This is a genomic window from Variovorax paradoxus (assembly GCF_029919115.1).
Taxonomy (GTDB): Bacteria; Pseudomonadota; Gammaproteobacteria; order Burkholderiales; family Burkholderiaceae_C; genus Variovorax; species Variovorax paradoxus_O.
In genome coordinates, this window is sequence record NZ_CP123990.1 from 5,428,409 (window position 1) to 5,447,352 (window position 18,944).

9 protein-coding genes and 1 tRNA gene are annotated in these 18,944 nt (G+C 66.0%); 6 read left to right on the forward strand and 4 right to left on the reverse strand.

Features of this window, described 5'->3' with window-relative positions; all coding sequences use genetic code 11:
• Nucleotides 1-96 precede the first annotated feature (96 nt).
• The gene (locus QHG62_RS25960; RefSeq protein ID WP_281148462.1) at nucleotides 97-918 is read left to right on the forward strand and encodes a ferritin-like domain-containing protein; all 822 of its coding nucleotides are present in this window, start codon (nucleotides 97-99) and stop codon (nucleotides 916-918) included.
• 96 nt (nucleotides 919-1,014) lie between these two features.
• Nucleotides 1,015-1,413 carry a hypothetical protein gene (locus tag QHG62_RS25965; protein WP_281148463.1) on the forward strand — a complete coding sequence of 133 codons (399 nt, stop codon included), beginning with the start codon at nucleotides 1,015-1,017 and terminating at the stop codon, nucleotides 1,411-1,413.
• 37 nt (nucleotides 1,414-1,450) lie between these two features.
• Here the strand turns inward: QHG62_RS25965 and QHG62_RS25970 are convergent, their stop codons facing one another.
• Both QHG62_RS25970 and QHG62_RS25975 read right to left on the reverse strand, forming a co-directional pair.
• Nucleotides 1,451-1,750, reverse strand: coding sequence for a hypothetical protein (locus tag QHG62_RS25970; RefSeq protein ID WP_281148464.1), 300 nt, complete (start codon nucleotides 1,748-1,750; stop codon nucleotides 1,451-1,453).
• Nucleotides 1,751-1,832: 82 nt separating this feature from the next.
• Nucleotides 1,833-2,234, reverse strand: a complete 402-nt coding sequence (locus tag QHG62_RS25975; RefSeq protein WP_281148465.1) for a hypothetical protein — start codon at nucleotides 2,232-2,234, stop codon at nucleotides 1,833-1,835.
• 223 nt (nucleotides 2,235-2,457) lie between these two features.
• Here QHG62_RS25975 and QHG62_RS25980 point away from each other — a divergent pair.
• Nucleotides 2,458-2,531 (forward strand) — tRNA-Gly (locus QHG62_RS25980).
• A gap of 294 nt (nucleotides 2,532-2,825) precedes the next feature.
• Nucleotides 2,826-4,058, forward strand: coding sequence for an acyl-CoA dehydrogenase family protein (locus QHG62_RS25985; protein ID WP_281148466.1), 1,233 nt, complete (start codon nucleotides 2,826-2,828; stop codon nucleotides 4,056-4,058).
• Nucleotides 4,059-4,099: 41 nt separating this feature from the next.
• Here QHG62_RS25985 and QHG62_RS25990 read toward each other — a convergent pair whose 3' ends face one another.
• Both QHG62_RS25990 and QHG62_RS25995 read right to left on the reverse strand, forming a co-directional pair.
• A complete protein-coding gene (locus QHG62_RS25990) occupies nucleotides 4,100-4,867 on the reverse strand; it encodes a TIGR04325 family methyltransferase (RefSeq protein WP_281148467.1) in 768 nt (255 codons plus the stop codon).
• Between the two features lie 37 nt (nucleotides 4,868-4,904).
• A complete protein-coding gene (locus QHG62_RS25995; protein ID WP_281148468.1) occupies nucleotides 4,905-5,792 on the reverse strand; it encodes a class I SAM-dependent methyltransferase in 888 nt (295 codons plus the stop codon).
• Nucleotides 5,793-6,502: 710 nt separating this feature from the next.
• Here QHG62_RS25995 and QHG62_RS26000 point away from each other — a divergent pair.
• Together QHG62_RS26000 and QHG62_RS26005 are read left to right on the forward strand one after the other, a co-directional pair.
• Nucleotides 6,503-13,939, forward strand: coding sequence for an amino acid adenylation domain-containing protein (locus tag QHG62_RS26000; RefSeq protein ID WP_432445561.1), 7,437 nt, complete (start codon nucleotides 6,503-6,505; stop codon nucleotides 13,937-13,939).
• The gene (locus QHG62_RS26005) at nucleotides 13,936-18,939 is read left to right on the forward strand and encodes a non-ribosomal peptide synthetase (protein ID WP_281148470.1); all 5,004 of its coding nucleotides are present in this window, start codon (nucleotides 13,936-13,938) and stop codon (nucleotides 18,937-18,939) included. Before QHG62_RS26000 ends, QHG62_RS26005 begins: the two co-directional genes overlap by 4 nt.
• The last annotated feature ends 5 nt before the right edge of the window (nucleotides 18,940-18,944 follow it).

Genomic DNA, 18,944 nt, shown 5'->3' on the forward strand with positions numbered 1-18,944 from the left:
GTAGCGCCGCTACCATGGCTGGCGCGGAACAGAACCAAATGCGTTCGGCTTCGTCCTAACTGCTGTTTTCATTCCGATGCGAATCAAGGAGCATGCATGGCAGGTCATGAGGCGCCACACTGGAAGATCGAGGATCTGGAGTTTTCGCGCATTGCGTGCGACGAAGTCCGCCGGGACGAGAATCTTTTCTACCTTGTCGCTTCCGCCTCCTTCATCGAGAGCGGCTCCGACCTGTATACCCAGAACCTGGTCGATTTTTTCCGCGGCGACGACGAGGTGACCGCCTGGCTCACGCAGCACTGGGAGGCCGAAGAGCTCCAGCACGGCAAGGCACTGCGCGCCTACGTGGCCCATGTGTGGCCCGATTTCGATTGGGAAAGCGCCTACCGCGGCTTTCTGGAGGAATACGCCACCTACTGCAAGGTCGAGCTGCTCGCCCCCACGCGCGGGCTCGAAATGACCGCACGCTGCGTGGTCGAAACCGGCACCGCCACCTACTACCGCGCCATGGCGCGCGCCACCTCCGAACCCGTGCTGCGCGACCTGGCCAACCGCATTGCGGCCGACGAGGTGAGCCACTACAAGCACTTCTACCGGTTCTTTCGCCGCTATCGCGACCAGGAACGCCTCAGCCGCTTCCGCGTGCTCGGCACCATCGGCCGGCGCACGCTGGAGCTGAAGAGCGAAGACGCCGACTGCGCCATTCGCCATGTGGTGCGCGCCCGCTCGCCCGAGCGCGCCGGCGACACGGCTTTTGTGCAGCGGCTGAGTGCGCGCATGAACAGCACCGTGCGCACCAACCTGAGCGCCGGCGCCACCCTCAAGATGCTGATGCGTCCGCTGGAACTGCCGGCGGGCGTGCAAACCATGATCCAGTACCCCATCAGGCAGTTCATGGAGCATGTTTTCCTGCGGTGATCGGGGCAGCCGCAGTGGCGCGCAAACGCCGAATTGGCGCACAACAGCCAGAAACTCAGATGTATACTTTAGAGGTACTTTGCTGGGTTCCGCGAAATGCCTGAATTTGCCCCAAGAAATGCCCGCCTCGAATGGGCGTCGCTGTTCGCTGCCGAATGGACGCGGCTGGCTGGGGGGCGTGCCGATCATGAATTCTTGATCGACCAGGGCCTCAGCCTGGTGCGGGTGGTGGGCGACCGGGAACCCGCCGACGTGGCACGGCAGCACTTCGAAAACACCCCCGAGCCCGAGCAGCTGGTGCGCGACCCCGAGACCAACTTCACCTCGCTGGCGGCCGAGGTCGGCATCATCAAGCCGGGCGAACGGCTCGACCAGATGCATATCGAATTCGCCCATGGCATTGCGGAACTGTGCGCTGCGGTGGGCGACGGCTACGGCGATTCGGCCTCCGCCAATGCGGGCCGGCACATCAGGGCGCTGTACGGCCCGGTTTGAAACCGCCCGGCGCCCGTTCTTTTCTTCAGCGCCCTTCTCAACCGATTTTCGGCAACCCAAAGCCGAACCCGAACACCGGGCCGCTCTTCTTGGCGGGCTTTGCCGGCCCGGCCTCTTCCTCGTCTCGAGGCCCCAAGTCGAGATCGTCGATCATCTTCTGCAGCTCCAGCAGGCCGGCGGCCATCGCGGCCTTGTAGGTCTTCATCGCCCTCGGCTGCTGGCGCAAGACGCTCCAGCCTTGCCCCTCTTCCTCGTCGCCAAGCTCGACCAGGCGCCAGCGGTAGGCGCCCTCTTCCACCTCGATGACGGTGACGGCAATGCTCCGAAGCGTCGACATGGCTGCATGGTCGGCCATCGGCGAGCCGCGCCGTGTCGGACGAGCGCGGTTTGTTTGTTGCGACGGCCCCCTCGGCCGCTTGTCAGGTCGGAGCGCTGGGCTCTGATTCGGGTGCGGCGTAGCAAGTACAAGCCGGAGCGTTCGGCTGATTGGGCGCGCCGCATCGGCTGCATTGCTTTCGGTGGGGTTCGGTTGCCGCAGCGCGCTCGATGCGGCGGTGGCGCCTGGCCGCCCGCCACGTGGTTGCGGGCCGCATCCGCTCGGTGCGCAACTGGGTGATCTCGGCAATACCTTCCGGCGTGATTGCAGTCACCACAGCGGTGCGGGCCATGTTGAACTTGCCCGACGGATCGATGGCAGGCGCAATATCCGCCTCTATCAGGCCCGTTGCCTTCAGAACCGACACATGCCTGATTTCTTCCGGGTCCACGATCTCCGTAGGTAACTCGACATGCTGCAGCCGCAGCAAGAAGAGCAGGTGCATTTTCTTGATCCCCTCAACGAATGCTTTTTGTTGAACCTGAGGGTGCCGGATTGTTTTGAGGCAATGTGACGGTGTCTAGATTAGTTGGGTAAAAAAGTCGGGTTTGGCGGGGCGGTATCTCGCCCGGGGGCAGGCGGCATTGCCGCCGACGGGAAAGAGCTTGATTCCCAAGTAAGATCCAAAGCTCAGGTCGACAACCCGTGGCGTCAGCGGGTTGCGAAATGCGGGTGTAGTTCAATGGTAGAACGGCAGCTTCCCAAGCTTCATACGAGGGTTCGATTCCCTTCACCCGCTCCAAGCGCCGCGCGAGCAAGCTGAAACTCCGCAGGAGCAGGAAGCGCTTCGTAAGCCGCATCTACGGCACGCTCGCGCAAAGCGATGCTGAGCAAGATCCCCCGGCCTGCCCCAACCTGCATCGCAATCGTCCCCGCCCGGCCCCGAGCCCGCGATCTGCCGCCCGCGTTGGAGAAGTCAGCGGACCCCGGCGCTTCTTCGGAACGTACGCGCTCCGTCATTCAGGAGACAGCCGCCCGGCCGCCTGCCAGGGAAGATCGAGGCACACCCACCGCCCCTCTTCGAAAGACGCCTCTCATGGAATTCGCCTACACGCCCAAGGTCCAGGACCTGCGCACGCGCCTGCTCGCCTTCATGGATGCACACATTTATCCGAACGAGAAGCGGCAGGCTGAAGAGGCGCATCAGTCGTATCTCAACGCGCAGAAGAACGGCGGTTTCTACACCGGCTTGCCGCTCTTGGAAGAGCTGAAAGAAAAGGCTCGCGCGGCGGGCCTGTGGAACCTGTTCCTGCCCGAAACGGCGCACGGCGCGGGCCTGACCAACCTCGAATACGCGCCGCTGTGCGAGATCATGGGCCGCCGCTACTGGAGCGCCGAGGCGTTCAACTGCAGCGCGCCTGACACGGGCAACACCGAGGTGATCGAGCGCTACGGTTCGGCCGCGCAGAAGGCGCGCTGGCTGCAGCCGCTGCTCGACGGGCAGATTCGCTCCGCCTTTGCAATGACCGAACCGGCAGTGGCCTCTTCGGACGCCACCAACATCGCATGCAGCATTCGGCGCGAAGGCAATGAGTACGTGATCAATGGGCGCAAGTGGTACATCACCGGCGCCATGAACGAACGGTGCAAGCTGTTCATCCTCATGGGCAAGACCGACCCCGACAACGCCAATCGCCACAAGCAGCAATCCATGATCATCGTGCCCGCCGACGCGCCCGGCATCACGGTGCTGCGCGACATGGCGCTGGTCAATCACTTCGATGCGCCCTTTGGCCACCCTGAGGTGCTGTTCGAGAACGTGCGCGTGCCGGTCGACAACATCCTGCTCGGCGAGGGCCGCGGGTTCGAAATTGCGCAGGGCCGCCTTGGCCCGGGGCGCATTCACCACTGCATGCGCATGATCGGCATGGCCGAGTCGGCCCTGGAGATGATGTGCGAACGCGTGGTGTCGCGCGTGGCCTTTGGCAAGCCGCTGGCCGAACAAGGCGTGTGGCGCGAACGCATTGCCAAGAGCCGCATGCTGATCGACCAGACCCGATGGATGGTGCTGCACGCCGCCTGGCGCATGGACACGGTGGGCAACAAGGTGGCGGCGCAGGAGATCGCGATGATCAAGGTGATTGCGCCGAACAACTGCATCCAGGTGATCGACGATGCGATGCAAGCATTCGGCGCCATGGGCTTGAGCCAGGACACGCTGCTGGTGAACTTCTGGGCCTACGCGCGCCACCTGCGCATGGCCGACGGGCCCGATGAAGTGCACCGCAACGCAATTGCCAAGCACGAGCTTGCACGCTACGCGCGCTGACAAAAAAAGGCTTCGCGGGAGGTCTTCTCCTCCTGCCGCCCTTAACCGGCAAGATCGAAACAACACCCCGCGTAGTAAGGCTTGTCGCCGCCCTCTACAAAGGGCACTTCGATCGGCTTGCCTTCGTTGCGCCACGCGTCGCGCCGCTTGTATCCGGCGCCTCTCAGTTCGGCCCACAACTCTTCGTCATGCTGGATGCGATAGGGGCACACCGCAAAGCCGATGCTGTTGAGTGTGTAGATGGTTCGCTCGGGGTGAACCGCGGTCGTGTTCAGCACGATGCGCTTGGGCTTTACCGCAAGCGACGCAATGATCTTGGAGATCTGTACGGGCAGGTACTGCAGGCTGCCCGACGCATACAGCACGTCGCAGCCGCTCGCATCTTCGTAGTTGGTGGTAAAGCTCAATTGCGCGGTTGCCTCGCGCCGCACGGCCAGCTCACGCCCGGTTTGCACCACGCCGGGAACATCGCAAACGGTCCAGCGCAGGTTGTCGGGATAAGGCATCACGCGTTTGAACGCGTAGTACTTGATGCCCACGTGCCCGCCCAGGTCGAACACGCGCGACATGCCCGCGTCGATGGATCTGGAGAGCCAGAAAAGGCCCGGGTAGTCATAGAAATAAATCTGGTGGCTGTAGATTTCCCAGGCTGCTTCGGCGTTGTCGTAGCCCACCGCCTTTGAAGGGGGTGCGCCTGCCTCGGCGGCGGCAAAGCTCTCGAACGAGCCCAGGAAAAGGTTCTCGTCCTGGTTGTCCAGAAACTTCTGCTCGTAGGCGCTGGGGGTCAGCGGCATCAGGCTTGAAAGCATGGGTCGGTCTCCTCTTTGTTGTTGTTGCAGGGCGGCTTTATTCCGCCGCCATCGTGGGCGCGTCGCCGCGCCGCTTGGCCACGCACATCAATGACAACGCACTGGTAGGCGCAGACGGCCGGCGGCCGGACAGCATATTGCCAAGCCGGTACTTCCATTGCGCCGGCCCCACGACGCCGTCGAGCGCCTCGGCGCCTATCTGATGGTTGTGCGGATAGACGTGAACGTCAAACCCCAGAGGTTCCAGCGTGGCCTTGAAGAACTCCTTGGTGACTCCGTCGCCCGGCTGGTGATGAACCTCCGTTGCCAGGCCCCATGATTGCTGGCTGCCCGTCTTGTGAAAGCCGTGCCGAATTGCACGGTACACCCAGAGGCGCGCATCCCACATGAGCTTGGCAATGCCCTTGTAGTCCCACGCGGTGAGTTGCGGATCGTGGTCGGTCACCAGGAGGCCGTGCGGCTTTACGAGCCGGGCACCTTCGCGCAGCACAGCGGCCATGTCGTCGCAGTGGTGCAGCGACGCATTGATGGCGACGATGTCGGCCACGTGCGAGCGAAATGGGGTGTAGGCCGCATCGGCGAGCACCGCCGTATAGCCCAGCTTTGCCGCCAGCTCCAGCGAACCGGGCGCTACATCCACGCCCACCAGGAGCCGGGGTTTTCCGCCTACGGTGGCAAAGATGTTTCCGGGGCCGCAGCCCAGGTCGATGACCACCTTGTCTGTCCAGTCGCCGGCAGCTGCGAGCCACCGGCTTCTGAAATGCGCATCGCGATGGCAAAAATCCAGGTATTCCTGGGCCCATTGCGGATTGCCAAAATAAGTGGCATTGGCGGTAATGGCAGCACTATTTCGGTGCAGTCCGGACTCATAGTAGACCCCGGATTGCTTCAATTTGGCATTTGGCAATAAGATGTCCCGGAACATTTGTAATCCTTCAAAAGTTGCGACAATCTTGAGACAAGTTATTGCGCGAGAATTACATGACTTCCGGGTTCGCAACCGAATTTTTTAATCTGGTTACAAAGTCGGATGATTAATAACAGGGTCTCTTTACCCTGTTTATCCATACATCCTTAGTTCTCGATATTCAGCCGTCGCGTTCACGCCACTGACAGGTGCAGATTCCGCTCCTGAACCGGTGATCGGGGCCAAACCTTCGCGCGCACAGCCCTGGTGCAACGCCGGGCTTCCCTACTCCCCCTCTTGATTGCGCACCGCCAAGCCAGGCAGGCGCTTTGTCATGGTTGCGTCCGAGGGAAACGGGGCGATTGTCTCCCCTGAAAGGGGACGCACCGCTCATGCGCCAGTACGGCGGAATTTTTACATTGGTTCCCCCGCGATCGAGTCGCGGTGCCTGTTTTCACGCAGACGCGGTAGGCGAGTCCACCCTCGACAGCGAGTTACCTACTCGTTTCCGGTGATTAGCTACCCCGTTTGGGCGATATCAGGTAGTACGTCTATGTAACAACTGATTCTGGAGTGTAACTTGACCAACATTTGCCCCCACCGTCTGCGGCAAACACCCTAGGATTGCCCTCGAAATATGACCAAACGTACTACCTCTTTTTACTTTTACTTAATGCATTTTTTCCGTATTCAATCTGCTGCCAAGTATTACCCATTCGAGCTATTCCATGAAACGTCATTCGATTTTTTCGGAGCAATTAGAAGCCCCCCTGTTTTCTCTGGGCGACCTGTTTGTTTCACTGCCGGGTTCGGCAACGGCAGACCGAATTGGTGGCTCGGCGGCATTCGCGCCGAAAAATATGCGGTATTGGAGCCAGTGGGCCGGAGCCGCCGATCAATTGCCGGACACCCCATTTGCCGCAGCCTGGCTCCTGCTGCAAGCGCGCTGGCTCGACGCACGGCAGCCGGTTCTGCACGAAGCCTTGGCGAGCGGCCCTCAGGCGGCCGCAACGCAACCCACGCTTGCGCTGCCCTTCGATCCCGCGCAACCGGCAAGCGCATGGCTGGCCGCCCTTGACCAGCAGCGACGGCACGTAACCGACGCCACACAAGCGCAACAAGAATCCGCGCCTGAGTCATCGCCGAGCTTTCTCTGGCTGCGCAGCGAACACACTGCAACCGCGGCCCAAGCCCCCCTCCGTTTCTGGCTCGACACCTCTGGCGAATCCCCTCGCCTTCACGCCGACGCCGCAGCAGGCCTTCTGGACGCCGCATCCCTCGATCGCTTGCTGGCGGCAATCGCCGATACTGCCGCCGACCTGCTCTGCCGCCCCGAAGCACCAATCGGTGACATCCGCACCCTGACCGTGGCCGACCGCGAGCAGCAACTGCTTGACTGGAACACGACGCCCGCGCCCCTGAACTGCGAGCTCAACGTGGTGGAAACGTTCAGCCGCCAGGCCGCTGCCACACCAGACGCCCCCGCCCTTGCCGAGGGCGAAACGCAGATGAGCTACGGCGAGCTCGAACGCAGCTCCGACCAACTCGCCCGGCGCCTTCAGCACCTGGGTGTGCACGCCGGCGGCGCCGTCGGGCTGCTGCTCGACCGTTCGGCTGCGGCCGTGGTTGCGCAACTTGGCGTTCTGAAGGCGGGTGCGGCCTACGTTCCGGTGCCAACGGACTTTCCGGCCGAGCGCGTGGCCTACATGCTCCGCGAAGCGAACGCGCAGCTGACAATCGCCGCGCCCGCGCACTGCCACCTCGTTCCCGAATCGATGGCCGTGCTGGTGCAGGACGGCACCGAAGGCGATGTGCCCGCCTCGTGGGAGGCCCCAGCCATCGACGGCGAATCGGTGGCTTACGTGATGTACACCTCCGGCTCGACGGGCACACCGAAGGGCATCGAGATCTGCCATCGTGCAATTCTTCGCCTCGTGGTCGATGCCGCCTATGTCGAGCTGGCTCCCGGCCGCGCCATGCTGCATGCCGCACCGCTCGGCTTCGATGCATCCACACTCGAAGTCTGGGGGCCGCTGCTCAACGGCGGCTGCTGCGTCATTCACGACGAGCGCGTGCCCACGGGTGCAGGCCTCGCCCGCACCATTGCACGCCACGACGTCCACACGGCCTGGCTCACGGCGGCGCTGTTCAACGCGGTAATCGACGACAACCCGGCGCACCTTTCCGGCCTGCGGCACCTGCTTACGGGTGGCGAAGCGCTTTCGGTGCCGCACGTGCGCCGCGCGCTGGCCGCGCTTCCGCAACTCGCGTTGAGCAATGGCTACGGGCCTACCGAATGCACGACCTTCGCAGCCACGTACCGCATTCCGGCCGCGTTGCCCGCCGATGTTCGTTCGGTACCGCTCGGCCGGCCGATCAAGGACACGGTGCTGCGCGTGCTGAGCCCGAGCATGGCCTTGATGCCTGCGGGCCTGGTCGGCGAGCTGTGCATCGGCGGACACGGGCTGGCGCGCGGCTACCTCGGACAACCTGCGCTGACCGAAGAACGCTTCGTGCCCGACCCCTTCGGCGCGCCGGGCGAGCGCCTGTACCGCACGGGCGACCTTGCACGCTGGCTGCCCGACGGCACCCTCGAGTTCATCGGGCGCCGCGATGGGCAGGTCAAGATCCACGGGCACCGCATCGAAACCGGCGAGGTAGAGGCGGCCATCCTCACCCATCCGGCCGTCAAGAGCTGCGCCGTCGTCGCGCGGCCCGATGCCGACGGGCAGCTGAGCCTTGTCGCCTACCTGGTCGCGCGTTCGCAAGAAAAGCTCTCGTGGGAGGCGTTGCGCGCACACCTCGCGGCCCGCCTGCCAACGGCCCTGCTGCCGTCCGCACAAGTCTGGCTCGAGCAGTTGCCTGTCACCGCCAATGGCAAGCTCGACCGCAAGGCCTTGCCTGAACCCGCCGGCGAGCGGCCCGACCTCTCCCAGCCTTTTGAAGAGGCGCGCAACGCCACCGAGCAGCGCGTGTGCGAAGCCTTTGCGCGCGCGCTGCGCATTGCGAAGGTGGGCCGCAACGACAACTTCTTCGACCTCGGCGGCGATTCGATGCGCGTGCTGCAGGTGCTGGCCGATCTGCAGCAAGGCAGCGCACAGCCGCTTTCCACCAACCTCTTCTTCCGGCATCCGACACCCGGCGCGATGGCCGCGCAGTTGCAACCGGCCGGCAATGCAGCGCTCGCTGCAACCGCCTGGCCGCGCACGCCGCAAGCACCGTCCAACGCGCCAGACCTGCAGGATGCCGTGGCGCTCGTCGCCACCGCGGGCCGCTTTCCGGGCGCTGCGGATGTCGAACAGTTCTGGGACAACCTGGTTGCCGGCCGCGACACCATCAGCTTCTTCGACGATGAAACGCTCGATGCCGGCGTTTCGGAAGCCTTGCGCTCCGACCCGGCCTATGTGCGCGCCCGCGGCGTGATCGAAGGCATAGAGAACTTCGATGCGGCCTTCTTCGGCATCGGCCCGAAGGAAGCTGCGCTCATGGACCCGCAGCAGCGCGTGTTCCTCGAGATCTGCTGGGAGTGCCTGGAGCGCGCCGGCTATGTGCCCGACGCGGCCCCCGGCCCCGTGGGCGTGTATGCCGGCATGTACAACGCCAGCTACTTCCAGCGCCACGTCAGCACGCGGCCCGACCTCATCGAAGCGGTGGGCGAATTCCAGGTGATGCTGGCCAACGAGAAGGACTACATCACCACGCGAGTGGCCAACCGGCTCAACCTCACGGGTCCGGCGGTGAGCGTGCACACAGCTTGCTCGACGTCGCTGGTGGCCGTGGCGCAGGCCTTTCATGCGCTGCGCACGGGCCAGTGCTACATGGCGCTGGCGGGCGGCGCGTCCGTTACCTGCCCCACGCGCAGCGGCTACCTCTACCAGGAAGGCTCGATGCTCTCGCCCGACGGCCGCACGCGCAGCTTCGATGCGCAGGCCCAGGGCACCGTGTTCAGCGACGGCGCCGCCGTGGTTCTGCTGAAGCGCCTGGCGGATGCGCAGGCAGACGGCGACACCATCTACGCGGTGCTGCGCAGCGCCGCGGTCAACAACGACGGCGGTGCCAAGGCGAGCTTTACCGCACCCAGCGTCGACGGCCAGGCCGCGGTGATCCGCGCCGCCTTGGCCGCAGCCAATGTAGAGGCGCGCAGCATTTCGTATGTGGAGGCGCACGGCACGGCCACGCCCATGGGCGACCCGATCGAGGTAGAGGCGCTGACCTGTGCCTATGGCGAGCACACCGATGCGCTGGGCTTCTGCGCGCTCGGCTCGCTCAAGAGCAACGTGGGCCACATGGTCACGGCCGCCGGCGCCGCCGGAATCATCAAGGCGGCGCTCTCGCTGCACCATGAAGTGATTCCGCCGACAGCGCACTTCACCGCGCCGAATCCCTCCATCGATTTTTCACGCACGCCCTTCTACGTCACGCCAAGCCTGCAGCCGTGGCCGCGTGCCGCCGAGCCGCGCCGCGCGGGCGTCAGCTCCTTCGGCGTGGGCGGCACCAACGCGCACGTCATCGTCGAAGAGGCGCCCCCGCGCCCCGCTTCGCCCGGCGCAATCGGTCCGCAAGTGCTGCCGCTCTCGGCCCGCTCGGAGTCCGCACTCGCGGTGGCTGCGGAACAGCTGGCTGCGCATCTCGATGCCACACCGGGGCTGCCGCTGGCCGATGTCGCCTACACGCTCGGCGTCGGCCGCAAGGCACACGCCTTCCGCCGCGCGGTGGTGGCCAGCGATGCGGCCGAAGCCGTTGCCGCGCTGCGCGGCAATGACGGCGCATGGCGCGTCAGCGGCCACATCGATGCGCGCGCGCCGCAACTGGTGCTGATGTTCCCCGGCCAGGGCGCGCAGTACGCCGGGATGGGCAAGAACCTGCATGCGAACGACCCCGTCTTCGCTGCTGCCTTCGATGCATGCGTGAAGGCCTTCGGCAGCGCGCTCGACTTCGATTTGCGCGAGCGCATGTTCGAAGGCCAGGCCGATGCGCTGTCGCCCACCGCCGTGACGCAGCCCGCCATGTTTGCGCTGGAGTACGCGCTGGCACGCAGGCTCCTCTCGCTGGGTGCACGGCCGCATGCGCTCATCGGCCACAGCGTGGGCGAGTTCGTGGCCGCGGTGCTGGCGGGCGTGATGCGGCTCGAAGACGCCGCACGGCTTGTTGCCCGCCGCGGCGCGCTCATGCAGGCCCAGCCCGCGGGGGCAATGCTGTCGGTGCGCCTGGGTGCCGAACAGCTCACGGCCCGGCTCGGCGCTTCGCTCTCGCTGGCCGCAGACAACGGCCCGACAGCTTGCGTGGCCGCCGGCCCCTTCGAGGCGATTGCGGCGCTGCAAGCCTCGCTGCAGGAAGAAGACATTCCGAGCCGTCCGCTGCAGACATCGCACGCATTCCACAGCGCAATGATGGATGCGGCCGTCGCACCCTTCGAAGCGCTGGTCAGTGAAGTGGCACTGCATCCGCCGGCGATTCCGATCTATTCGACGCTCACCGGCCGCCTGCTCGAAGACGCCGAAGCCACCAGCGCCAGCTATTGGGCCCGCCACCTGCGCGGCACCGTGCACTTTTCGCCCGCCGTGCGCAACGCCATGGAGCAGACGGTGCGGCCGCTCTTCGTCGAGGTCGGCCCCCGCAACGCATTGACCACGCTGGTGCGCCAGCACGGCGCCGCCGAAGCGATGCCGCTGCTGCATGGCGAGCCGGCCGACGAGGCCCGCACCCTGCGCCTGGCGCTGGCGCGCCTTTGGACATGCGGCGCCGACGTGGAGTTGTCGCGGCTTGCCGTGCGCACCGGTGCGCAGCGGGTTCGCCTGCCCACCTACCCGTTCGAGCGCAAGCGTTTCTGGGTCGACATCGCGGCCCCCGCGGCGAAGCCGGCCACCTTGCCGGAAGCCGCGCCGCCCGTGCCCGCCCTTTTCGTACCACCCCCCGTTTTGGAGACGACCGTGACAGTTGCTGCAGCGCCCCCGCTACCTGTTTCTTCCACATCTGCTTCGTCAGACGCCTCGCTGGACGCGCGGTTGCGGTCCTTGTTCGAGGACATCTCCGGGATCGACATGGCCCAGGCAGAGGGGCACGCCGCCTTCAGCGAGCTCGGGCTGGATTCGCTCACGCTGACCCAGGTTGCCACGCAGATCAAGAAACGCTTCAAGGTGAACCTGAGCTTTCGCCAGCTCATGGAGAACTACCGCAGCCTGGACGCGCTCTGCGCGTTCCTGCGGGAGAGCCTGCCGCCCGAGCCCGTTGCCGTGGCCGTGGCGGCACCCGTCGCAGCCGCTGCAGTTCCGGCGGCCGTTTCCGCGCCTGTGCAAACGGCGGCCATCGCATCGACGGCTGTGCACATGCAGCCTGCGTTCACCCCGCTCCAAGACGGCGGAATTGGCGCCACGCCGCTTGTACAACTTGTTACGCAGCAAATGGAACTGATGCGCCAACAGCTCGCGCTGCTCTCGGGCGCGGGGGCAGACCTGTCTGCCGGCACCGCGTCGCAGCCAATGCAACAGGTCCAGCCGGCACTGCAGGCAACCACCGTGCAGCCAGCTCGGTTGGCGCAGGCGCTGCCGGCGTCTGCAGCCCCAGTAGCCAATACGGAAGAGCCCGCCGCATCCAAGGAGCCGATGCGCTACGACGTGACGAAGGCTTTCGGCGCCATTGCGCGCATCCACACGCAGCGCACCGCCGAGCCGAGCGGCCGCCAGAAGGCGCGGCTCGCAACCTTCATGCGCCGCTATGTGGAGCGCACGCAAAAGAGCAAGCAGTTCACCGAAGCGAACCGCCCGCACATGGCCGACCCGCGTGTGGTCAACGGCTTCCGCCCGATCACGAAAGAGATCACCTACCAGATCGTCATCGAGCGCTCCAAGGGCTCCAAGCTCTGGGACCTGGACGGCAACGAATATGTCGATGCGCTGAACGGCTTCGGAATGAACATGTTCGGCTGGCAGCCCGACTTCGTGCAGGAAGCCGTGCGCCGCCAGCTCGACGAAGGCTACGAGATCGGTCCGCAGCACCCGCTGGCCGCCGACGTCACGGCGCTCATCTGCGAACTCACGGGCAGCGACCGCGCAGCGCTTTGCAATACCGGCTCGGAGGCCGTGATGGCGGCGCTGCGCATCGCGCGCACCGTTACCGGCCGCAGCACCGTGGTGGTGTTTACCGGTTCGTACCACGGCACATTCGACGAAGTGCTGGTTCGCGCCGGCAAGGGCGGCAAGGGCCTCTCGGCCGCGCCAGGCGTGATGAGCGGCATGTTCGGCGACATCCGCGTGCTGGACTACGGCACCCCCGAGGCGCTGGCCTTCATTCGCGAGAACGCCGAAGACCTTGCCGCCGTGCTGGCCGAGCCGGTGCAAAGCCGCCGGCCCGATTTCCAGCCGCGCGAGTTCCTGGAAGAAGTGCGTGCCATTACCGCGCAAAGCGGCAGCTGCCTGATCTTCGACGAGGTCATCACCGGCTTTCGCGTGGGGCTGGGCGGCGCGCAGGAACTGTTCAACGTGCGCGCCGACCTTGCCACCTACGGCAAGGTGATCGGCGGCGGCTTTCCCGTCGGGGTGATCGCCGGCAAGCGCGAGTTCATGGACGCACTCGACGGCGGCGCCTGGCAGTACGGCGACGACTCGATTCCCGGCGTGGGCGTGACGTACTTTGCCGGCACCTTCGTGCGGCACCCGCTCGCGCTGGCCGCGGCCAAGGCATCGCTCACCTATCTGAAAGAAGCTGGGCCCGCACTGCAGATCGGCCTCAGCACCAGCACCGGCACCATGGCCGAGGAGCTCACTGCCTGGTGCGCCGAGGTGGGCGCGCCCATCGCCATCAGGCACTTCGCTTCGCTCTGGCGCGTGAGCTGGCTCGAAGACCATCCGCTGCAAGACCTGCTGTTCGCAATGATGCGCAGCCGCGGCGTGCACATCCTGGACAACTTTCCGTGCTTCCTCACGAGCGCGCACAGCGCCGAGGACATCGAGACCATCCAGCGCGCCTTCAAGGAGTCGGTCGCCGAGATGCAGGAATCCGGATTCCTGCCCCGCCGCGCCACCGTCATCACCGGCTTCGACTACCGCAAGGCCCAGGAAGAAGACGGCTCCGTTCTCGCCCGGGACATCGACGGCCAGCCCTTCTGGTACGTGCCGGACACCACCTCTTCTCCCAGCCATCTGATCAATGGAAAGGCCACAGCATGAACGCCGTTCTTCGCCCCCCCGCCGCAGCGGGCCTTATCGAATGCGTCATTCCGACCACGGAATCGCAGCGCGAAGTCTGGCTCGGCGCAACGATGAGCACCGAAGCCTCGCTCTCGTACAACGAATCGGTGCTGCTGCGACTGCGCGGCTCGCTCGACCAGGATGCCATGGCGCGTGCCGTGGCCCGGCTCGTCGAGCGCCACCAGTCGCTGCGTTCCACCATCTCGCCCGACGGCACCTGCATGCTCGTCGGCCGGCCCCCCGAAGACCCGATGGTGCAGAAAGACCTGCGCGACCTCTCTGCGCAAGCACAGGCACAAGCGCTGAAGGCGGCCCATGACGCCGCCGTGTGCACGCCCTTCTCCCTGGAGCAAGGCCCGCTGTTCCGGGCCGTGCTGTACCGCCTCGGCGACGCCGAGCACGAACTCGTCATGTCGGCGCACCACGTGGTCTGCGACGGCTGGTCGTGGGTGGTCATTACCGAGCAGCTCGGCCATCTGTATGCCGAGCAAACAGGCAATGGCCTGCGCCTGAAGGCGGCGCCGAGCTATGCGAGCTTTGCCGCGGAAGAAGCCGCCGAGGCCGCGCACCCCGACATGCAAGTGCATGTGGACTTCTGGCTGGAGCGCTTTCCCGGCGGAACCCTGCCCGTGATCGAGCTTCCGCTCGACCACCTGCGCCCTGCTGCGCGCACCTTCAGCTCGCGGCGCGCAGAGCGCCTGCTCGACCGGCGCCTTGTGACCGCGCTGCGCTCCATGAGCGCAAAGACGGGCGCCAGCCTGTTCGCGGGCCTGCTCACCGGCCTGGTCGCCACGCTGCACCGCCTTACCGGGCAGGACGACATCGTGGTGGGCATTCCGGCATCGGGCCAGATTGCGCGCGACATGCCCGACCTGGTGGGCCACTGCGTCAACCTGCTGCCGCTGCGCCTTTCGGCGCACGGCCAGATGCGATTCGATGCATTGCTGGGCGAATGCAGCACCGCCGTGCTCGACGCCTTCGACCACCAGGCGCTCACCTACGGCGCACTGCTCGGCAAGCTGGCGCTGCAGCGCGACCCAAGCCGCCTGCCGCTGGTGAGCGTGGTGTTCAACGTAGACCCCGACGTTGCCAGCAGCACGCAGGCCTTCACGGGCCTGGACGTCACGCAGGACACCATTGCCCGCAAGTACGAGAACTTCGAACTCTTCCTGAACCTGCGTCCGCTCGACGGCGGCCTGCAGATCGAGGCGCAATACAACACGGACCTGTTCGACGAAGCCACCGTCCTGCGCTGGCTCGACATGTTCGAGTGCGTGCTCCGCTCGGCCGCGCGCAACCCGGGCGAGGCAGTCGGCCGTCTCGAAGTGCTCTCGCAAGAGGGTGCGCAAGAGCTCATGGCCTTGCAGCCGCCACCCACCGAGCTTGAAGGCGCGCCGCATGCGCTTGCACGTTTCCTGGAACGCGTGCCGCTGCAGCCCGACCGCCCCGCAGTGCGCGACGGCGCGCGCGTCTGCACCTATGCCGAACTCGATGCGCAGTCCAACCGGCTTGCGCGCGCGCTGCGCGAGCGCGGCGTTCGCCGCGGCCAGCACGTGGGCCTGTGCCTGGAGCGCAGCCTCGAGATGGTCATCTCGATGGTTGCCGTGCTGAAGGCAGGCGCCGCCTACGTGCCGCTCGACCCCGCATTTCCGCAAGCGCGGCTCGACCACTATGCCAAGGATGCAAGCCTCGCCCTGCTCCTGACCTCGTCCGACATTGCCGCCGCACCCCGCAGCTGGCACGCCGATGCAGGCGAACGCGTGTTCGAGATCGACCGCGACGGCACCTGGCAGCAGGGTTCCGGCGAGCCGCTGCCCGCGAGCGCTGACGACGCCGGCCCGGACGATCCCGCCTATGTGATCTACACCTCGGGCTCCACGGGCCTGCCCAAGGGCGTTTCGGCGCGGCACGTCTCGGTGGCCAACCTGCTGCAGTGGATGCTCCGCAAATCCGGCATGCATGCCGACGACCGGATTGCCGCAGTGACCACGCTGTCGTTCGACATGGCGGTTCCGGACCTGCTGCTGCCGCTGGCCGTGGGCGCAGAGATCGTGATGGTGCAGCGCGACCTCGCCATGGACGGCGTGCGCCTGAGCAAGCTGCTGCAGGAAGAGCGCATCAACTTCCTGCAGGCCACGCCCGGCATGTGGCAGCTGCTGCTGGACGCCCAATGGCCGGGTGCACCGGGCTTCAGGGGCTGGATTGGCGGCGAGCCGCTGCGGCCGAGCTTTGCGCTTGCGCTGTGCGAGCGCCTCTCGGAGCTCTGGAACGGCTACGGCCCGACGGAAACCACGGTGTATTCCACCGCCTGGCTGGTCGACCCGAAGGCGGTTGCATCGCGCGGCGTGTCGATCGGCCACCCCGTCGACAACACCGAGATCTGGATTCTCGATGCCGACATGCAGCCCTGCCCCATCGGCGTGCCGGGAGAAATCTGCATTGCGGGCGACGGCCTTTCGGAAGGCTACATCGACCGCCCCGAACTCACCGCAGAGCGCTTTGTCACCGCGCGCATCTTCGGCGCCGCCAAGCGCCTTTACCGCACCGGCGACCGGGGCCGCTGGCGCAACGACGGGCTGATCCAGCATCTGGGCCGGCTCGACTTTCAACTGAAGGTGCGCGGCTACCGCATCGAGCCGGGCGAAATCGAGGCGCGCTGCTGCGAGGTGGCCGGCGTTTCGCGCTGCGTGGTGGTGGCGCGCGAAGACAGCCCGGGCGACGTTCGCCTGGTGGCCTACCTCGCGCTCACGCCCGGCGTCGAATTTGACCAGGACGTGCTCATGGCACACCTGCGCGAGCACTTGCCGGCCTTCATGCTGCCGCAGCATGTGGTGGCGCTGAAGGCGCTGCCCACGCTGCCCAACGGCAAGGTCGACCGCGTGTCGCTGCCGCCGCCGCAACAGGTCTCGCGCGACGAGGCACGGCGCGGCGCCGCACCGCGCACCGATGGCGAACGCAAGGTGCTCGAAACCATGGAAAAGGTACTGAGCCTGCCCGGCCTGGACATGCGGGACGACTTCTTTGCCATGGGCGGCCATTCGCTGCTGGCTTCGCGCCTGACCACGCTGCTGAGCCGCGAGTTCAAGATCACGCTGCCGCTGCGCTCGCTGTTCGAGGCGCCCACGGCTGAAAAGCTGGCCGCCGTGGTCGAGGGCCTGCAAAGCGCAGGCTCCCTTGTGCAGGCGCCGCTGCCCTGCCGCATCAGCCGCAAGACGGCGCCCCTCACGCCGTCGCAAGAGCGCATCCGGTTCATGGAAGAGCTGCATCCCGGCCGCTCGGTCTACAACGCGCCGGCCGCCCAGCGCCTGACCGGCAGCTTCGATGCGCAGCGCTTCGAGGCCGCGTTCAGGGAAATCATTCGCCGCCAGCCGGCCCTGCGCACCCGCATGGCCACCGACCCGCACACCGGTCAGCCGGTGCAGGCGATGTCGGAGGCGGTGGATTTCGAGTTGCCCTTCATCGACCTGCGCAACCTGCCGGCCGACCAGCGCGAAGCCGAACTCGCCGAGCGCATGCAAGAGCTTGCCGACCGGCCCATCGACATTCATCGGGCGCCCATGATGCATGCGGCGGTGTTCCAGCTCGACGAGCATGAGCACGTATTCGTGTTCGTGCCGCACCACCTCATCTGGGACGGCTGGTCCTTCGACTTGCTCCAGCGCGAACTCTCCGCCATCTACGACGCAGCGGAACGCGGACGCCCGCACGGCCTGCCCGCACTCACGACCACCCACGGCGACTATGCCGAGTGGCAGGCGGGCTGGATGAACGAGCCGGGCTTCCAGGAGCAGCTCGATTTCTGGCTGAAGCGCTTTGCCGATGCGCCTATGCCGCGCCAGCCCAACACCGACATGCCGCGGCGCTCGGGCAAGAGCGGCCAGGGCGGCGCGCAGTGGATCCGTGTCGACCTGTCCACCACGCAGCAGCTGCGCAAGGCCGCCCGCGACATGGACGTGACGCTCAGCATGCTGACCTTCGGCATCTATGCGCTCACCATGAGCCGCGTCATCGGCTCGGAATCGATCGTCATCGCCAACCCGGTGCGCGGCCGCCAGCAGCCCGAGACCGAAGACGTGATGGGCTTCTTCAACAACGTGCTGCCGGTGTCGCTGCAGGTTGGCCTTGAGCAGCCGCTCTCGGAATTCATGCGCTACGTGAAGCGCGAGCTGCTGTCGATCATGAACTACCAGCAGGTGCCCTTCGAGCGCCTGATGGCGGAGCCCGCGCTCGGTGCCCGCATTCGGGCAGTCGGCCCCTACCAGGCGATGTTCTCCTTTCAGGACGCACGCGACCGTGCGCGGCGGCTGGGCAGCCTGCAGACCCGCCAGCTTCACCTGATGCAGCACGGCGCAACCGACGACATCGGCGTGTGGCTGATGGACAAGCCGCACGGCCTGGAAGGCGCGCTCATCTACAACGCAGACATCTACCTGCGCGAAACCGGTGCGCACCTGCGCGACCGCTACCTGGAGCTGCTGCAAAGGGCGGCGGACCATCCCGAAGCCACGCTGGCCGAACTCTCCAGGGAAGAAGGCTCGGCAAGCGCCGTGTACCTGCGCAAGCTTGCAGCGGCCGATCCGCACAAGGCTGCGGCACCGGCCAACGGCACAGCCGCGGCGCCGAAGGCGGACGACACCCTGTTGAACCCCGAGCACGCCCGGCTAGCGCAGATCTGGGCTTCGGTGATCGGGATCGACGTCAACGACATCCGCCCGACCGACAACTTCTTCGACCTTGGCGGCGATTCGCTGCTCGTGCTGCGGGCGCTCCAGCAGACCGAGCAGACGCTGGGCTACCGCGTGCAGTCGCGCCGCTACCTGTTCGAAAACCTCGGCCAGATCGCCGCGTCCGCCCGCGAAGCCCACGACACCGCCGACCTCACGGAACTCGCGCCGCTGGCCATGGGCAACCTCAAGGCCGGCGCGCGCAGCGAGGGCCTCTTGAGCCGCACCTTCGGCGGCTGGCTGCGCAAGGAGTGAACGAC